Annotated in this window: 15 protein-coding genes; 1 reads left to right on the top strand and 14 read right to left on the bottom strand. The window is 40.8% G+C overall.

Features of this window, described 5'->3' with window-relative positions:
• Positions 1 to 39: 39 nt before the first annotated feature.
• From ACXAH9_RS13430 to ACXAH9_RS13365, 14 genes are all read right to left on the bottom strand, one after another.
• Positions 40 to 843, bottom strand: a complete 804-nt coding sequence (locus ACXAH9_RS13430; RefSeq protein ID WP_474895370.1) for a M48 family metalloprotease — start codon at positions 841 to 843, stop codon at positions 40 to 42.
• Positions 840 to 1,766, bottom strand: coding sequence for a bifunctional riboflavin kinase/FAD synthetase (locus tag ACXAH9_RS13425; protein WP_474895369.1), 927 nt, complete (start codon positions 1,764 to 1,766; stop codon positions 840 to 842). The genes ACXAH9_RS13430 and ACXAH9_RS13425 overlap by 4 nt, the downstream gene beginning before the upstream one ends.
• On the bottom strand, positions 1,753 to 2,427 hold the full coding sequence (gene truB / locus ACXAH9_RS13420; RefSeq protein WP_474895368.1) for a tRNA pseudouridine(55) synthase TruB: 675 nt from the start codon (positions 2,425 to 2,427) through the stop codon (positions 1,753 to 1,755). The genes ACXAH9_RS13425 and truB overlap by 14 nt, the downstream gene beginning before the upstream one ends.
• Position 2,428: 1 nt before the next feature.
• Positions 2,429 to 3,214 (bottom strand): undecaprenyl-diphosphate phosphatase, encoded by a 786-nt coding sequence (locus tag ACXAH9_RS13415; protein ID WP_474895367.1) that lies wholly within the window; start codon positions 3,212 to 3,214, stop codon positions 2,429 to 2,431.
• Complete coding sequence (locus ACXAH9_RS13410) at positions 3,211 to 3,435, bottom strand: DUF3098 domain-containing protein (protein WP_474895366.1); 225 nt, start codon at positions 3,433 to 3,435, stop codon at positions 3,211 to 3,213. Before ACXAH9_RS13410 ends, ACXAH9_RS13415 begins: the two co-directional genes overlap by 4 nt.
• A 4-nt stretch (positions 3,436 to 3,439) precedes the next feature.
• The gene (locus tag ACXAH9_RS13405; protein WP_474895365.1) at positions 3,440 to 4,330 is read right to left on the bottom strand and encodes a cell division protein FtsX; all 891 of its coding nucleotides are present in this window, start codon (positions 4,328 to 4,330) and stop codon (positions 3,440 to 3,442) included.
• A gap of 40 nt (positions 4,331 to 4,370) precedes the next feature.
• Complete coding sequence (locus ACXAH9_RS13400) at positions 4,371 to 5,279, bottom strand: hypothetical protein (protein WP_474895364.1); 909 nt, start codon at positions 5,277 to 5,279, stop codon at positions 4,371 to 4,373.
• 2 nt (positions 5,280 to 5,281) lie between these two features.
• Positions 5,282 to 5,821, bottom strand: coding sequence for an RNA polymerase sigma factor (locus ACXAH9_RS13395; RefSeq protein ID WP_474895363.1), 540 nt, complete (start codon positions 5,819 to 5,821; stop codon positions 5,282 to 5,284).
• A gap of 244 nt (positions 5,822 to 6,065) precedes the next feature.
• Positions 6,066 to 6,701, bottom strand: a complete 636-nt coding sequence (pdeM, locus tag ACXAH9_RS13390; protein ID WP_474895362.1) for a ligase-associated DNA damage response endonuclease PdeM — start codon at positions 6,699 to 6,701, stop codon at positions 6,066 to 6,068.
• On the bottom strand, positions 6,698 to 7,129 hold the full coding sequence (locus ACXAH9_RS13385) for a DUF2147 domain-containing protein (RefSeq protein WP_474895361.1): 432 nt from the start codon (positions 7,127 to 7,129) through the stop codon (positions 6,698 to 6,700). Before ACXAH9_RS13385 ends, pdeM begins: the two co-directional genes overlap by 4 nt.
• Before the next feature lie 9 nt (positions 7,130 to 7,138).
• The gene (locus ACXAH9_RS13380) at positions 7,139 to 9,604 is read right to left on the bottom strand and encodes a ligase-associated DNA damage response DEXH box helicase (protein ID WP_474895360.1); all 2,466 of its coding nucleotides are present in this window, start codon (positions 9,602 to 9,604) and stop codon (positions 7,139 to 7,141) included.
• A 77-nt stretch (positions 9,605 to 9,681) separates the two neighbouring features.
• Positions 9,682 to 12,060, bottom strand: a complete 2,379-nt coding sequence (locus ACXAH9_RS13375) for a sodium-translocating pyrophosphatase (protein WP_474895359.1) — start codon at positions 12,058 to 12,060, stop codon at positions 9,682 to 9,684.
• A gap of 95 nt (positions 12,061 to 12,155) precedes the next feature.
• Entirely contained in the window at positions 12,156 to 12,848 is a 693-nt protein-coding gene (folE, locus tag ACXAH9_RS13370; protein ID WP_474895358.1) for a GTP cyclohydrolase I FolE, read from the bottom strand.
• A complete protein-coding gene (locus ACXAH9_RS13365) occupies positions 12,811 to 13,221 on the bottom strand; it encodes a 6-pyruvoyl trahydropterin synthase family protein (RefSeq protein WP_474895357.1) in 411 nt (136 codons plus the stop codon). Before ACXAH9_RS13365 ends, folE begins: the two co-directional genes overlap by 38 nt.
• Before the next feature lie 102 nt (positions 13,222 to 13,323).
• Between ACXAH9_RS13365 and ACXAH9_RS13360 the strand changes: the two genes are divergently transcribed.
• Positions 13,324 to 13,977: a phosphoadenylyl-sulfate reductase gene (locus tag ACXAH9_RS13360; protein ID WP_474895356.1), complete on the top strand. Its 654-nt coding sequence runs from the start codon at positions 13,324 to 13,326 to the stop codon at positions 13,975 to 13,977.
• The last annotated feature ends 37 nt before the right edge of the window (positions 13,978 to 14,014 follow it).

Here is a 14,014-nt window from a genome sequence, read left to right as displayed (position 1 = left end):
ACTGTATAATCCTCATCTCCTCTGGAAAAGGGGAAAAATTTATGGGAGTGAATTTCTAAAAGAAATGAATCGATTGTCAGACTCATCGTCTATTGTAGTATCACATCCCAATGAGCCTGCAACTTCATCAATCGGTTCCAATCTGGTAGTATCCAGTCTGTGGGCGCCATTGAATACAGAAATTAGCTCAGGTTGAACATTTAATGCCCGATCCATACATACGCCCCATGAGTTACATGCCTGACCGGAACCTGCCAATAATGATACGGATAAGGTATCAGCAGCTAATTCATTCGCTCGTGAAAATTGTATATATGTCCCTCTTAAATCTAAATCAGCAATGATCTGATTGAGCTTTTCTGCATCGCCAGATGTGGCAATGGATTTCAATCCATTTACACCGTACTTGAAAAAAAGTCTTTCGGAAACATGCGATTGATCTATATGTGCCACCAGATGTGCAAGCAAACCTGAAAACTGATCCTCATTAGCCAGATAAAATATCATTCCGGTACTCACATAAATATATCCTCCGGGCAAAGCAAAGGCCTGCCTGGTTTCATCATCGAAGAGGGTAATCGTCCAATTGAATTCTTCACTTTTAGAGATGGCTGATGAACTGGTGATCTCATTCAATCGAGAATTCACATATCCATAGGCAATACTGTTACCTTCTGAAGGGATCACTCCAAAAGTCCCGTCTTCCAAAATAATCTCAGAAAGCTTCTCCCCTAGCAACACTTCATCCTCTTCAGTAAAGTCGATGAGGTCTTCTGTTTTTTTGCAACCCAAGAGAGCCACAAAAACAAATAGTGCCAATATGGTATAGTAGCCAACTTTCATGATAAAATATCCATTGCCGCTTCCCGATCTTTCTGAAGTTGTGTTTTCAATTCCTCTATACTGTCAAATTTCATTTCTTTTCTCAAAGCTCGCACAAACTCAACGACAATTTCCTTTCTATAGATATCTGAATCAAAATTAAACAGATGAACTTCTATGGTACGGTTGCTCCCATCCACTGTGGGTTTAAAGCCAATATTTAGCATTCCATTATACATAAATGAGTCAACCCAAACCTTCACAGCATATGCTCCATCTGCGGGAAGAAGCTTATATGTTTCCGGAATTTCAATATTGGCCGTTGGAAACCCAATGGATCGTCCCTTTTTATTCCCATCAATCACCTTTCCTTTAATGGAATAATTTCTTCCTAAAAGAGAGTTGGCTAAATGAATTTCACCACTTTCAAGGGTATTCCTGATCTTAGTTGAGCTGATGCCGATGTGATCAATCTCTTGTTTGGAAATTTCATTTACCTCAAATCCGTACTTTTCAGAATGCTCGTGAAGAAAATGGATGTTGCCTTCTCTATTATTCCCGAAGTGATGATCATGGCCAATAAACAGCTTTTTGGTGCCTACTTTTTCTACCAGTATCTGCCTGACAAACTGATCAGCACTGAGATTTGAAAACTCAGGCGTAAACGCAATTTTTAGAATATAATCAACGCCCAGGTCAGCTACCATTTTCACCTTTTCATCAAATGTTGAGAGTAGCTTTAACTTGTCTGCATCTTTATTGAGTATAAACCGTGGGTGTGGCCAAAGGGTAATTAAAACACTCTTACCTTTGTTTTTCTTAGCTTCAGAAACAAGCCGTTTGAGGATTGCCTGATGCCCAACATGCACGCCATCGAACGTCCCAATCGTTACCACCGCAAAGTCCGGTTTTTCGAATTCCTCTATGTGATCAACTACCCGCATTGTGCTGTCGAACAAATTCATCCAAATCTACTGCATCTGACAACTGATATTCTCCCACACTGGTTCGAACCAGTTTTTTTAAATATGCTCCTACACCTAAGTGTTGACCAAAATCGTGGGCTAAACTTCTGATGTAAGTACCTTTAGAGCATGATACTTTAAACTTCACTTCAGGAAGATTTGTATAGTCAATTTGAAAATCGTGAATCCTTAAAGATCTTGGTTCAAGTTTTACTTCCTTGTTTTTTCTAGCCTTTTTATACGCCCGCTCTCCTCCCACTTTGATGGCCGAATGAGCAGGTGGTATTTGCTGAATATCACCTGTTAATTTTTCTCTGGCTGCTTCAAGCTGCTCTTTTGAAACGCCAGACCAGTCAGCCTCAGAATCAAACTCAGTCTCCAAATCATAGGATGGAGTAGTCTTCCCTATTTCTATGATGCCTTCATAGGTTTTATCTAACCCTTGTAGTTCATTAAGCTTTTTTGTGAATTTACCTGTGCCGATGATAAGCAGTCCTGTAGCCAATGGATCAAGTGTGCCTGCATGACCAATCTTTTTCACTTTAAGGGTATAGCGCAGTTTTTTCACTACATCGAATGATGTCCAGTCTACTGGTTTATTGATAAGTAAAAGCTTTCCCTCGGCGTAGGTGTTTTCCATTTCAGGCGGCTATAATCGCTATGATTCCAACAATGAAGCAATAAATGGCAAAGTAAGTCAACTTGCCCCTTTTCACGATTCTAATCATCCATTTGCACGCAATAAAGCCGGAAATGAATGCAGCTAAAAAGCCAATAATCAGACTAGATGAGCTGATAGCATGAGCTGCTGTATTTTCTGTGTAATCCAATATTTCAAGCAAACTTGCGCCGAGAATCGGTATCAAAACCATCAGAAAAGAAAAACGAGCTGCTTTGGATCGTTCAACTCCTAAAATCAATGCAGTAGCTATCGTCGATCCGGATCTTGAGATTCCCGGAAGCACGGCGAATGCCTGAGCTAAACCTATGATGATTGCACCAACAAATCCAACTGATTTTGTCCCGTCGTTTTTATAATGAGCGAAAAGCAGCAATCCTCCGGTAATCAAAAGCATGGAACCAACCAGCATCAGATTTCCAATAAACAGTGCTTCAATTTGGTCTTTGAAGAAGACAGCTACTACAAACACCGGGATCATTGATAGGATGATCTTAGCAGCAAACTGTGTGGATTCATTCCACTCAAACCTGAAGATATCCCTGAGCAACTGCACAATATCGTTCTTAAAAACAGCTATTGTTGCCAGTGCTGTAGCTAAATGAACCGTTACTGCAAACAGTAAATTATCCGAGCTCTGAGCGCCCAGAAGCACGGATCCTATTTCTAAATGCCCACTACTACTAACCGGTAAGAATTCTGTAAGTCCTTGTATGATTCCAAGAATCAGGGCTTCAATCCAACTCATTCAGAATCCGAATTTGTTTTGGGCTTATAAAAAATGGCTACAAATTGGATAATGAAACCAAGCATGACCACTATGGGGCCAAGCGTTAGTCCAAGGAATCCAAATCCATAAGGTTCTGTATCCATCGTCATGAAAATGAATCCCATGGCAAGAACAATTACCCCGGTGATCATGATTATGTAGTTGACTTTTGAGAAAGCAAGTTTTCTTTTTTCTGACATGTCTTTAATAAAGTTCGTCTAGTGACATTTTTAAATATTTTCTAATCGCTCGTAAAGAGCTGAAGTATCCTACGATGATTCCCATCAGAAGGATTAGTCCGAACAGTAAAATAAATCCATTCGTATCTTGTAGCTCCTCCAACCCCTCGATCATTCCATTCATATAAACAGTAAATCCGTAGATGATCCCGCAGGCCAAAACGCCGGCAAAAAAGCCATAAAGCATGGACCTGTAAAGGAAAGGGCGCTGAATAAAAGAACTTGTAGCCCCCACTAGCTGCATACTTCTTATTAAGAATCGTTGGGAAAACAGCGCTAGTTTAATGGTGTTATTGATCAGGATAATAACTACGAGCAAAGCAAAAATGGCTATTCCGAGCAGTATGAAACCAATCTTAGTTAAGTTCTCATTGATGCTTTCAATGAGGCTCTCCTCATACTCTACCTCGAACACTCCACGCATGCCCTCGATTTCTCCTTTGATTTGATTTAAGCTATCAAGAGCCTGATAGCTCCCTTTGATTTTAACTGCAAACAGATCGCGTAAGGGATTATCACCTAAAAAATCTTTGAAATCCTCGCCTGTAGCCTCAATAAATTGCTTAGCAGCTTCTTCTTTTGTAATCAGCGTAATCTGCGGTGTTTCCTTTACCAATGTGTATGGCTTAGACGCAATCGCTGTTCGGATTTTAGTAATGTCAGACTGAGAGATATTTTTGTTGAGATAAACCTGAACTTCAATATTCTCCTGAATCTGAGTACCAAGTCTTGAGCTATGTATTAATAGCCAACCAAAAAGTCCTAAAACCAACAATGCCACTGTGATACTAAATACCACACTGGCAAAGGGGTAGCTTCCGAGCTTACGTTTTTTTCTGGTCTTTTTCTCTTCCATTAAGCCACGAATTTAGGCAAAATGGAAATGCTTTTGAACATTACTTATTTTCTCTGAGTAACTCCAGTTCCTTGATCACATCCTGATCTCTTACCACGGGTAGCTCAGTCAGACGATCTGTCGTTCCTACTTTGTAATATGTATCAATGTAGTAGACATAGATGCGTCTACCTGAAGCACTATTGATCTCCAAAATCTCATAAGTGGATTTATCGAAATCACCGCTTAAGAAAAGCTTACCATCATAGTACTTGTATTTGATTGTCTTACTTCGGTTGTTCTCAGTCTCGACATCTATCGGATCTTCTGATGCAGTTGCCTTTGTGGTCTCAGGTAATTCATCTAAGCCTGCAGATTGGAATTTGCTGTCTTCCTCGACATCCGTCACATCAGGTGCTTCAAAAGATGGCTTGAATACCTCTTTATCTTCATTTATTACAACCTGCTCTTCTCTTGCAGATTGATCCGCCACCTGAACTTCAGGGTTGGTTTTCATAGCTGGTTCATTAGCTATTTCTGGTTTCTCTAATGTTGTGTTTGCTGAATTATCAGACTCTTCCTGTCCTAACTCCCAAACGTACTCCACCGATTCAGCTACAGGAGCATTTATTGTTACTGGAGTATCTGTTTCAATCTTCTCATCTTGTTCACCATATAAGTAGATACCTGTACCAATTAATGAGGCTACAATCACACCTCCCATTGATTTCATAAGAGCGGACTGTCCCATGAACTCCATCCAGGTAGGGCCCACATTGATGGCGTCAAGGCGTGCCTTAAGTTCTAATTTGCGGTACTCTTTTAGGCCGCCTACAATATCGGATTGCAGGTCACTCTCGGCTTTTAAGGCGGGATCTGACTCCAGTTGCTTTTCAAAGTTTGCCATTTCTGACTCGTTCATCCTGCCGGAGTGGTACTTATCAATTTGCTCTAGTTGTTGTTTTGTCATGTCTAATCAAAAAAGTCTTCGGTGGTGTATTTACTCTTTATTAAACTATCTAATTTCTTCTTACACTTATATTTCTTCGTCTTTGCCGTATCTGTATTGGCAAAGTTCATTTGCTCAGCTATTTCCTGCATACCCATTCCATCAAAGTAGTAGTGGGTAAGCACTTTCTTACATACATCGCCCAATTGAGCAATGCAATCCATCACAATTTTCAGCCGCTCCTTGGCGTCATGCGTTTGAAATTCTTCACGATCAACCTCCTCATTACTCAAACGACTTTTCCTATCTAATTCCTTTCTCCACTGATTAAGACATATGCTGTATAAGTAGGTGCTGATCTTGGATGTCAAAACCAACTTCCCACTGGCAGCTTTCTGCCAAAAAGCGAGTAAGGCCTCCTGGTATACGTCTTTCGCTTCGTCCTCAGTCCCGTTGTTACTGAGCACAATCTTTGTCATCATCCTGTAATATTTTGTATACAGATGATCAAGCATGCGTTCATCTCCGCGACTAATTCGCTCCAGTATCTCACTGTCCTTCATACACCAAGCCAGTTTTTAATACGATTTATATTCATTAAGTAACCCCTCTTAGGTGAGTAAAGAGGTTTAAAGTTGTAAAATACGACAAAACTCACGTTATCTAACAAGGATTATTATGTCAAAAGCTTTCATTAGCAAAACAGACGAATGCCAATACTTTGACCGGATAACCCAGTAAAAATTCCTTGAAAAGAAATTTTTGATCGCTTTTCAGTAGAATGTTTCTTAAAATGAAAAGATAACGCTAACTAATAACACGGGTTAAATCAATAACACTACCATCAGCAATACCATATACTTTATCACCTTTTGCGGGTCTGATTTTCTTTACTCCTGTAAACTGTCCAAAGGCAGGTATAACCCCATGATTTTTTGAAAAATAGAAACATGGCATGGTAATACTCTGCCTCCCTTTTCCTCGTACCATCACCCCTGGATGGATGTGCCCAGAAATATTATAAAATGAAGATGGCTCCTTATAATGAGAGAAAGAAAAGGGATCCATCTCTAAATGGGGAGTTACTGCAAGTGCAGGTGGGTACTCCGAAAGGATGTCGTGATTTCCTTCAACTAAGGTGAAATTGATTGTATCAAACACCTGGAGGAAGTTTAAAAAGTCCTGCCATTCATTATTTTCAAAACTATGGAAAAGATCACCGAGTAGCAGTACTTTCTTCGGGAGCAGGAGCTTGATTAGTGTTTCAAGAATCTGGATGTCTGTAAGGTGGATTCTTCTGGAAACCGGGATTCCATGTTTCCTGAAATGCCCTGCCTTACCCAAATGAAGATCTGACAAAATCAGTGTTTGTTGTTTTTCCCAAAAAATGGCTCGCTCAGGAAGTAAAGTGAGAACTTCTCCTGAAATCTCTACCTCTATCATCCTTCCGTGTATGGAAGCCAGGTTTGGGTTCGGTAGAAAAAGAGTAAATAGCCTCTTACTTTCAGCTTTCCATCTTCAACCCATATTTTGCAATCATAAATATTCCCATTTTCAGGATCCAGGATTTCGCCTTTACGATATTCATCATCCCCTTTATCGTATTTCATATCAGAAATGATCTCCATCCCAATCACTCTCTGCCCGTTTCGATGATCTTCACATTCCTCGCAAATAGGGTCAGGATCTTCTCCCGGTTCTCTAAATAGTTTAATGATCTTTCCATAGTATCGACCATCTTTTTCGTAAATATCTACAACAGACTTGGGTTTACCAGATTCGTCATCAATGGTCTTCCATGTTCCGACTACAGACTGACTGTATAGCAACGTAGCTACAAACAGTGAAATAAGAGATAAAGCAATTTTCATAAGCCAAATTTAATCTTCACTAACAGATCGTTCAAGCTGCATCTGCATTTTTAAAATACGATCGGTCACATCTTCTGAACTCAATCGCTCCCTTCGTATCATATCTACCAAAATTGGAAATGCAAAGGGAGTGGGTTTTATCGTTTCTTTTAAGATGATTTTCTGTGAGTTAATCCTGCGTATTGCCTCCATAAACCTGGATTGATCCAACTGGAGCGTCATGACCTCTTCCATGGATTGTTTCAACAGTAAGTTGCTTTCATCGTATTCTTTAAAAGCTTTGTAAATGATTCCTGAAGAGGCCTGAAGATGTCTGGCCCGAATATTTTTTCCTGGATAGCCTTGAAAGATCAGACCAGCAATGGTTGCTACATCTCGAAACTTGCGCTGGGCCATCTCGGTCATATTGATTGATTCATTAATATCCTGATAGAGATTTTCTTCTGAAAAAAGATCCAATTCAAGTGCTTCTTCAATAGCAATTTCCTGATCGGATAGCAGCTCAAATCCATAGTCATTCATGGAGATGGAAAAGGTTATCTTTTGGAGCTTGCTCATTCTGTAAGCTATGAGGCCAGCTAAGACCTCATGTACAAACATCCCTTCAAAAGTGAAAAAGAAGAGGTGATGACCATGCTCTGTTTCTACTTTTTCTATCAGGAGCGAGTCTTTATCCGGAATCATTGACATCCTGCTTTGAAGGTCTAAAATTGGTTTGATCTTCTGAAGCTCAGGATCAGAGAAATTTCCCAGAATTGCTAATTGCAGCTTTGCCCTTATTTGATCTGAAAGTAAAGATGATAGTGGAAGTCTTCCCCCACCCCAGGCCGGAGTAAGTCCGCTCTTTCGCTTGGATTTTTTGACCAGCACTGTAAGGTCCTTTATTCGAACAAATTCCAGGTTTTGTCCAGCAAACCAAAACGTATCCCCGGGATTAAGTTTGGATACGAAGCTTTCCTCCACCGTACCCAGGTGACCTCCTGAAATGAATTTTACACTCATGGCCGGATCACCCACAATCGTTCCGATGGAAAGCTTATGCCGCAGTGCCGCTCGTTTGTTGATGATTTTGTAAACACCATTATCATTATAAACACGAGAAAATTCATCGTATTCTCCCAGTGTGCTTCCGCCAGTAGTAATGAACTCCAATACCCAATTCCATTCCTCACCTGTTAGTAATCGAAAGCAATACGTTTGCTTTATCTCTTCTAGAATCTCCAACGGACGAAAACCCCCACTCACTGAGAGTGTCACCAGGTATTGTATTAAAACATCAAGACATTTCTCTAACGGTTTTCGCTGCTCAAAGCTTCCCTGCTTAATAGCCGTTCTAAGTGCAGCTCCTTCAATCAATTCCAGCGAGTGAGTAGGAACAAAATATATCCTACTAACTTCTCCGGGACCGTGTCCACTCCTACCCGCACGTTGTTGAAAACGGGAAACTCCTTTGGGTCCGCCAATTTGAATGACTGTATCAACCGGACGAAAATCAACACCCAGATCCAGGCTGGAAGTACAAACCACTAACTTAAGCTTCCCCTCATGCAAGGCATCCTCTACCCAATTTCGAATATGCTGATCCATGGAACCATGATGCATTGCCATCACTCCAGCAAGACCTGGCGCTGCTTTAAGAATTGCCTGATACCATAATTCCGTTTGCGATCGCGTATTGGTAAATAGAAGAGTAGTGTTGCTCTGCTCAATAATCGGTAAAACCTTATCAATAAGCTTCACACCTAAATAACCAGACCATGGAAACTTCTCCACCTCGTCCGGCATAATGGATTCCACTACAATTTGCTTTTCAATATTCGATTTGATTGAGGTCGCATCTTTATTCCAATCTTCACCGAGCAACACCCGTTTGGCTTGAGGTAAGTTTCCTATAGTAGCAGAAATACCCCATATCTTAAGGTCATTATCCGTCAACTTCTTAAGCCTTGAAATTGCTAGCTCAGTAGCTACGCCCCTTTTTGTCCCAATCAGCTCATGCCATTCATCTACAATGATACTTTTGACATTTTTCAGGTAGTTTGGATAGTCGCTCTGACTTAACAAAACGTGTAAGCTTTCAGGAGTAATTACCAAAGCCTGCGGTGCTGTTTTCTTTTGCTTTTGCCTTTCCGAAGTGGTTGTATCACCTGTTCGTAATCCAATATTCCAGCGAATGTCCAGATCATCACAAAAGCTTTGCATGGCGTTTTGGATATCCTTAGCTAATGCCCTAAGCGGAGTGATCCATAGCACCTGAACTTCAGGCTTTATATCATGCGGTTCATGCTCTTTTAAAAACTCTAGCACGCAAGGAATCCAGAGGGCATAAGTTTTTCCTGAACCTGTGGGTGCATTCAAAAGTCCACTTTTCCCCTTTAGGTAGGCTTCCCAGGTCTTTCGCTGAAATTCGAAAGACTTCCACTCCTTTGACTTAAACCAGTCTTCAGCGATTTGAAAAAGCTCCTTATCTGACACAAATTGGAAGTTAAATAAAGGCACAAAAAAACCTCGACTAATTAAAGCCGAGGTTTAAAATATTGTTTTAGATGAGATTATTTCATTGCATCAATCTGGGCTTTAACCGCAGATTTCTCACCCACCAAAGTATCTACTTTTACAATGCTTTCTCCATTTTCAACCGTCGTTGTAGTTACGATCGCCTGAACCTGACCATCTTCCAATGATTCCATGGTCACTTTGAATTCCTTCGAAACTTCTTTGATTGGATCAGCTTCTTCTACAACTACAATAGCAGCTTCTTCCGTTGAACCATGTCCTGATCCGTAAACTTCACCCAGGATTGGAGCGATAACAAGACCTACCAGACAAGTCAATTTGATCAAAATGTTCATAGATGGGCCAGAAGTATCTTTGAATGGATCACCAACCGTATCACCAGTTACAGCTGCCTTGTGAGCTTCAGAACCTTTGTAAGTCATCTCACCATCGATCATTACCCCGGCTTCAAACGATTTTTTCGCGTTATCCCATGCACCACCAGCGTTGTTCTGGAAGATTGCCCAAAGCACACCTGATACTGCAACTCCAGCCATGTAGCTTCCTAAAGCCTCAGGACCCATAAAGAATCCAATCAAGATTGGTGCAATGATAGTTATAGCTCCTGGAAGCATCATTTCTCTTAATGCAGCTTTTGTGGAAATGTCAACGCACTTTCCGTACTCTGGCTTTCCAGTACCTTCCATGATACCAGGAATCTCTTTGAACTGTCGTCTCACCTCTTTCACCATTTCCATGGCTGCTTTACCTACTGACCTCATAGCCAATGCGGAGAATACTACAGGAACCATCCCTCCGATGAACAACGCAGCAAGTACATCTGCCTTAAAGATGTTGATTCCGTCAATACCTGTGAAGGTTACATACGCAGCGAAAAGTGCCAATGCAGTTAATGCTGCAGAAGCAATCGCGAATCCTTTACCAATTGCAGCAGTCGTATTACCTACTGAATCAAGGATGTCAGTTTTCTCTCTTACGTCTTCCGGGAGCTCGCTCATCTCTGCGATACCACCCGCATTATCCGCAATTGGTCCAAATGCATCGATTGCTAACTGCATGGCAGTAGTAGCCATCATTGCAGATGCTGCAATGCCTACTCCGTAGAATCCGGCCAGCTCGTATGCTCCCCAAATTGCTCCTGCAAAAAGAAGAATTGGTGCAAACGTTGAAATCATACCTGTAGAGAGTCCGGCAATAATATTTGTTGCTGCACCAGTGGCCGAGTTTTGAACAATATCTAAAACTGGCTTTTTACCAAGACCTGTGTAGTATTCAGTGAAGTAAGAGATAGCTCCACCTACAAACAGACCGACTAATACGGCACCAAAAACATTTCCTGAAGTAACAGTAATGTTCCCTTCACCAAAGAATGCCATGGTCATCTCTGCAGGCAATAATAGGTCAATGACGAACCAGCATGCAACAGCAGTCAAAATGATTGATCCCCAGTTTCCTTTGTTTAAAGCTGCTTGTACCTGTGGTTCTTTCGCATCATTGCTGGATATTTTTATAAGCATAGTTCCTAGAATTGAGAATACAATTCCCAAACCAGCAATCACCAACGGAAGCAAAATCGGACCGATTCCGTTGAATTCATCGGTGATAGAGCCACCCATGTCACGGATTACATAGTTTCCAAGTACCATTGATGCGAGTACCGTAGCTACATAAGAACCGAAAAGGTCAGCTCCCATTCCTGCAACATCTCCAACGTTATCACCTACGTTATCAGCAATTGTTGCCGGGTTTCGTGGATCATCCTCTGGAATTCCTGCTTCTACTTTTCCTACAAGGTCTGCACCAACGTCAGCAGCTTTAGTATAAATACCACCGCCAACACGTGCGAAAAGTGCAATCGACTCAGCCCCTAAAGAGAAACCTGCAAGCGCTTCAAGCACGATTGTCATGTCCTCAACTCCATTGGTAGTCCACTGACCTCCCATGAAGAATTGAAATAATAAGATGAAAAGGATACTTAAACCAAAAACGGCCAGACCAGCAACGCCAAGTCCCATTACAGTACCGCCTGTAAAAGATACTTTCAATGCCTGCGGCAGGCTGGTTCTTGCAGCCTGGGTGGTTCTTACATTAGCTGCTGTAGCGATTCGCATCCCAATATTTCCAGCCCATGCAGAGAAGAAGGCTCCAATGACAAAAGCTACAATAATGAACCAGTGGGTGGTTTCAACCAGTGAGGAGATCACTCCTAGTAAAATTCCTGCCAAAACAACGAAAATGGCCAGGATTCGATATTCGGCACTAAGAAATGCCAATGCCCCCTCTCTAATGTGATTCGCAAGATCTTGCATCTTATTGTCACCTGCATCCTGCTTGTATACCCAGCGGGATTTGATGATCATCACAAAAAGCCCCAGAAGCCCAAGGGCAGGCACTAAATAGATTAATTTATCCATGATTTTTTAAATGGTTTTCAAAAACAGTCGGCAAAGATAGGTCAACTAGTTTTTAATAGAAACCAATCATGAATTTTTAGGGAAATCCGTTTCTTTTAAGATTTAGTATTTGAATTAACGTAGTTCAAAAATTCGGTTTTTATGTCCTGATCTTTGAATTTACCATCAAAAAAGGCAGTCCCAGTTTGACTGTTAGTATCATTAACTCCTCTGGAAGACACGCACATGTGTGAAGCATCCATTACAACAGCCACGTGATCGGTATGAAGAATAGACTTCAACTCTTTACCAATCTGCACCGTTAATCTTTCTTGGACCTGTGGTCGTTTGGCATAATACTGAACAATACGATTGATCTTGGAGAGACCAATCACTTTACCATTTGGGAAATACGCTACATGTGCCTTCCCATAGATAGGCACAAAGTGATGTTCGCAGTGAGAATAGAAGGTAATGTCCTTCTCTACCAACATTTGATCATACTTATACTTATTTTCAAATAATCGAACCTGTGGTTTGTTTTTAGGATTTAACCCTGAGAAAACCTCTTTCACGTACATTTTGGCTACTCTTTTGGGAGTACCTGAAAGGGAATCATCCTGAAGATCGAGACCAAGTATTTGCATGATTTCTTTAAAATGTTTGGAAATCAATTCAATCTTCAGTTCATCATCTTGTTCAAAGGCATCAGGACGAAGAGGAGTATCGTAAGATGATCCTACGTGTTGATCAGCGTACTCATCATGCTCCTCAGCCTGGATATTCGACGTAGTTTCTTTCTGTTTCATATAAAGTTATTTTCATCTCGTACTCATCTTCTATCTCAGGCCTCAGCAAATCATAGATGACTTTGACGATGTTTTCTGCTGTTGGATTCAAATTTTCGAATTCGGTTACATCCAAATTCAGATTTTTGTGATCGAATCTGTTGAGTATTTTGTCCTTAATAAGATTACTCAACTTTTTCATGTCATAGACATAACCGGTATCTACATCCGGTTCTCCTGTCAAACTCACAATCACTTCATAATTATGACCATGCCAGTTCGGGTTATTACATTTTCCAAAAACGGCTTCATTTTTCTCATCAGACCATGACTCATTATAAAGTCTGTGAGCTGCATTGAAATGTTCTTTTCTGTTTATCGTAACTCGTGGCATCTTGCAAAATTACTGGAACTCATAACAACGGGTTTTACAAAGATGTTTCTTTGAGCTATGAATTTATTTTTCTGTGCGTTTGTTTTGCCTCAAATTCATCCAATGGAAATTCGCCAAATCAAGGAAAAAATAGCGGAATACAAAAGCGAAGAGAAGCGCCTTTTTACTACCTCTTCTTTTCAGACACATAGTATTCCAATGCTCCATATTTTGAGTGAGATAGACAATTCAATTCCTGTCTATTTCATCAATACCGGCTATTTATTTCCTGAAACGATCTCTTTCAGAGATGAGGTAGCTGATCGATTGGGATTGGAAATCGTGGATCTAAAGCCTAATACACCAAAAAACATGCAGCGTGAAACGAATGGAAAACTACTGTTTACCACTGATCCTGATCATTGCTGTTATCTAAACAAAACGCAACCCATGGAGTCCGTACTTGCCAGCCATGATGTGTGGATAAACGGTGTGCGTGGTGATCAAAGTGCAGTAAGAAAAGCTATGAAAGTAGAACAACCGGCCCCTTTTGATAGCATTCGTTTTCATCCGATGCTGGATTGGGATAACCGAAAAATATTTGCTTACATCAAAGAATATGATCTACCCCGGCACCCACTCGATGCGCAGGGATATATCAGTATTGGTTGTGAGCCTTGTACCAGAAAAATGGATCTAGACATGCAGGAAAGAGAAGCCCGATGGTTTGGCTTAAATAAAGTAGAGTGTGGATTGCATACGGATTTAGTCAAGTAGTAAAATAGTATTCAGTGAAATAGTTAATTAGTGAAAC

The sequence above is a fragment of the Ekhidna sp. ABH4_415 genome (genome assembly GCF_056161305.1).
Note: the sequence above shows the minus strand (reverse complement) of the source record. Positions and strands in the feature narration are given on the sequence as shown.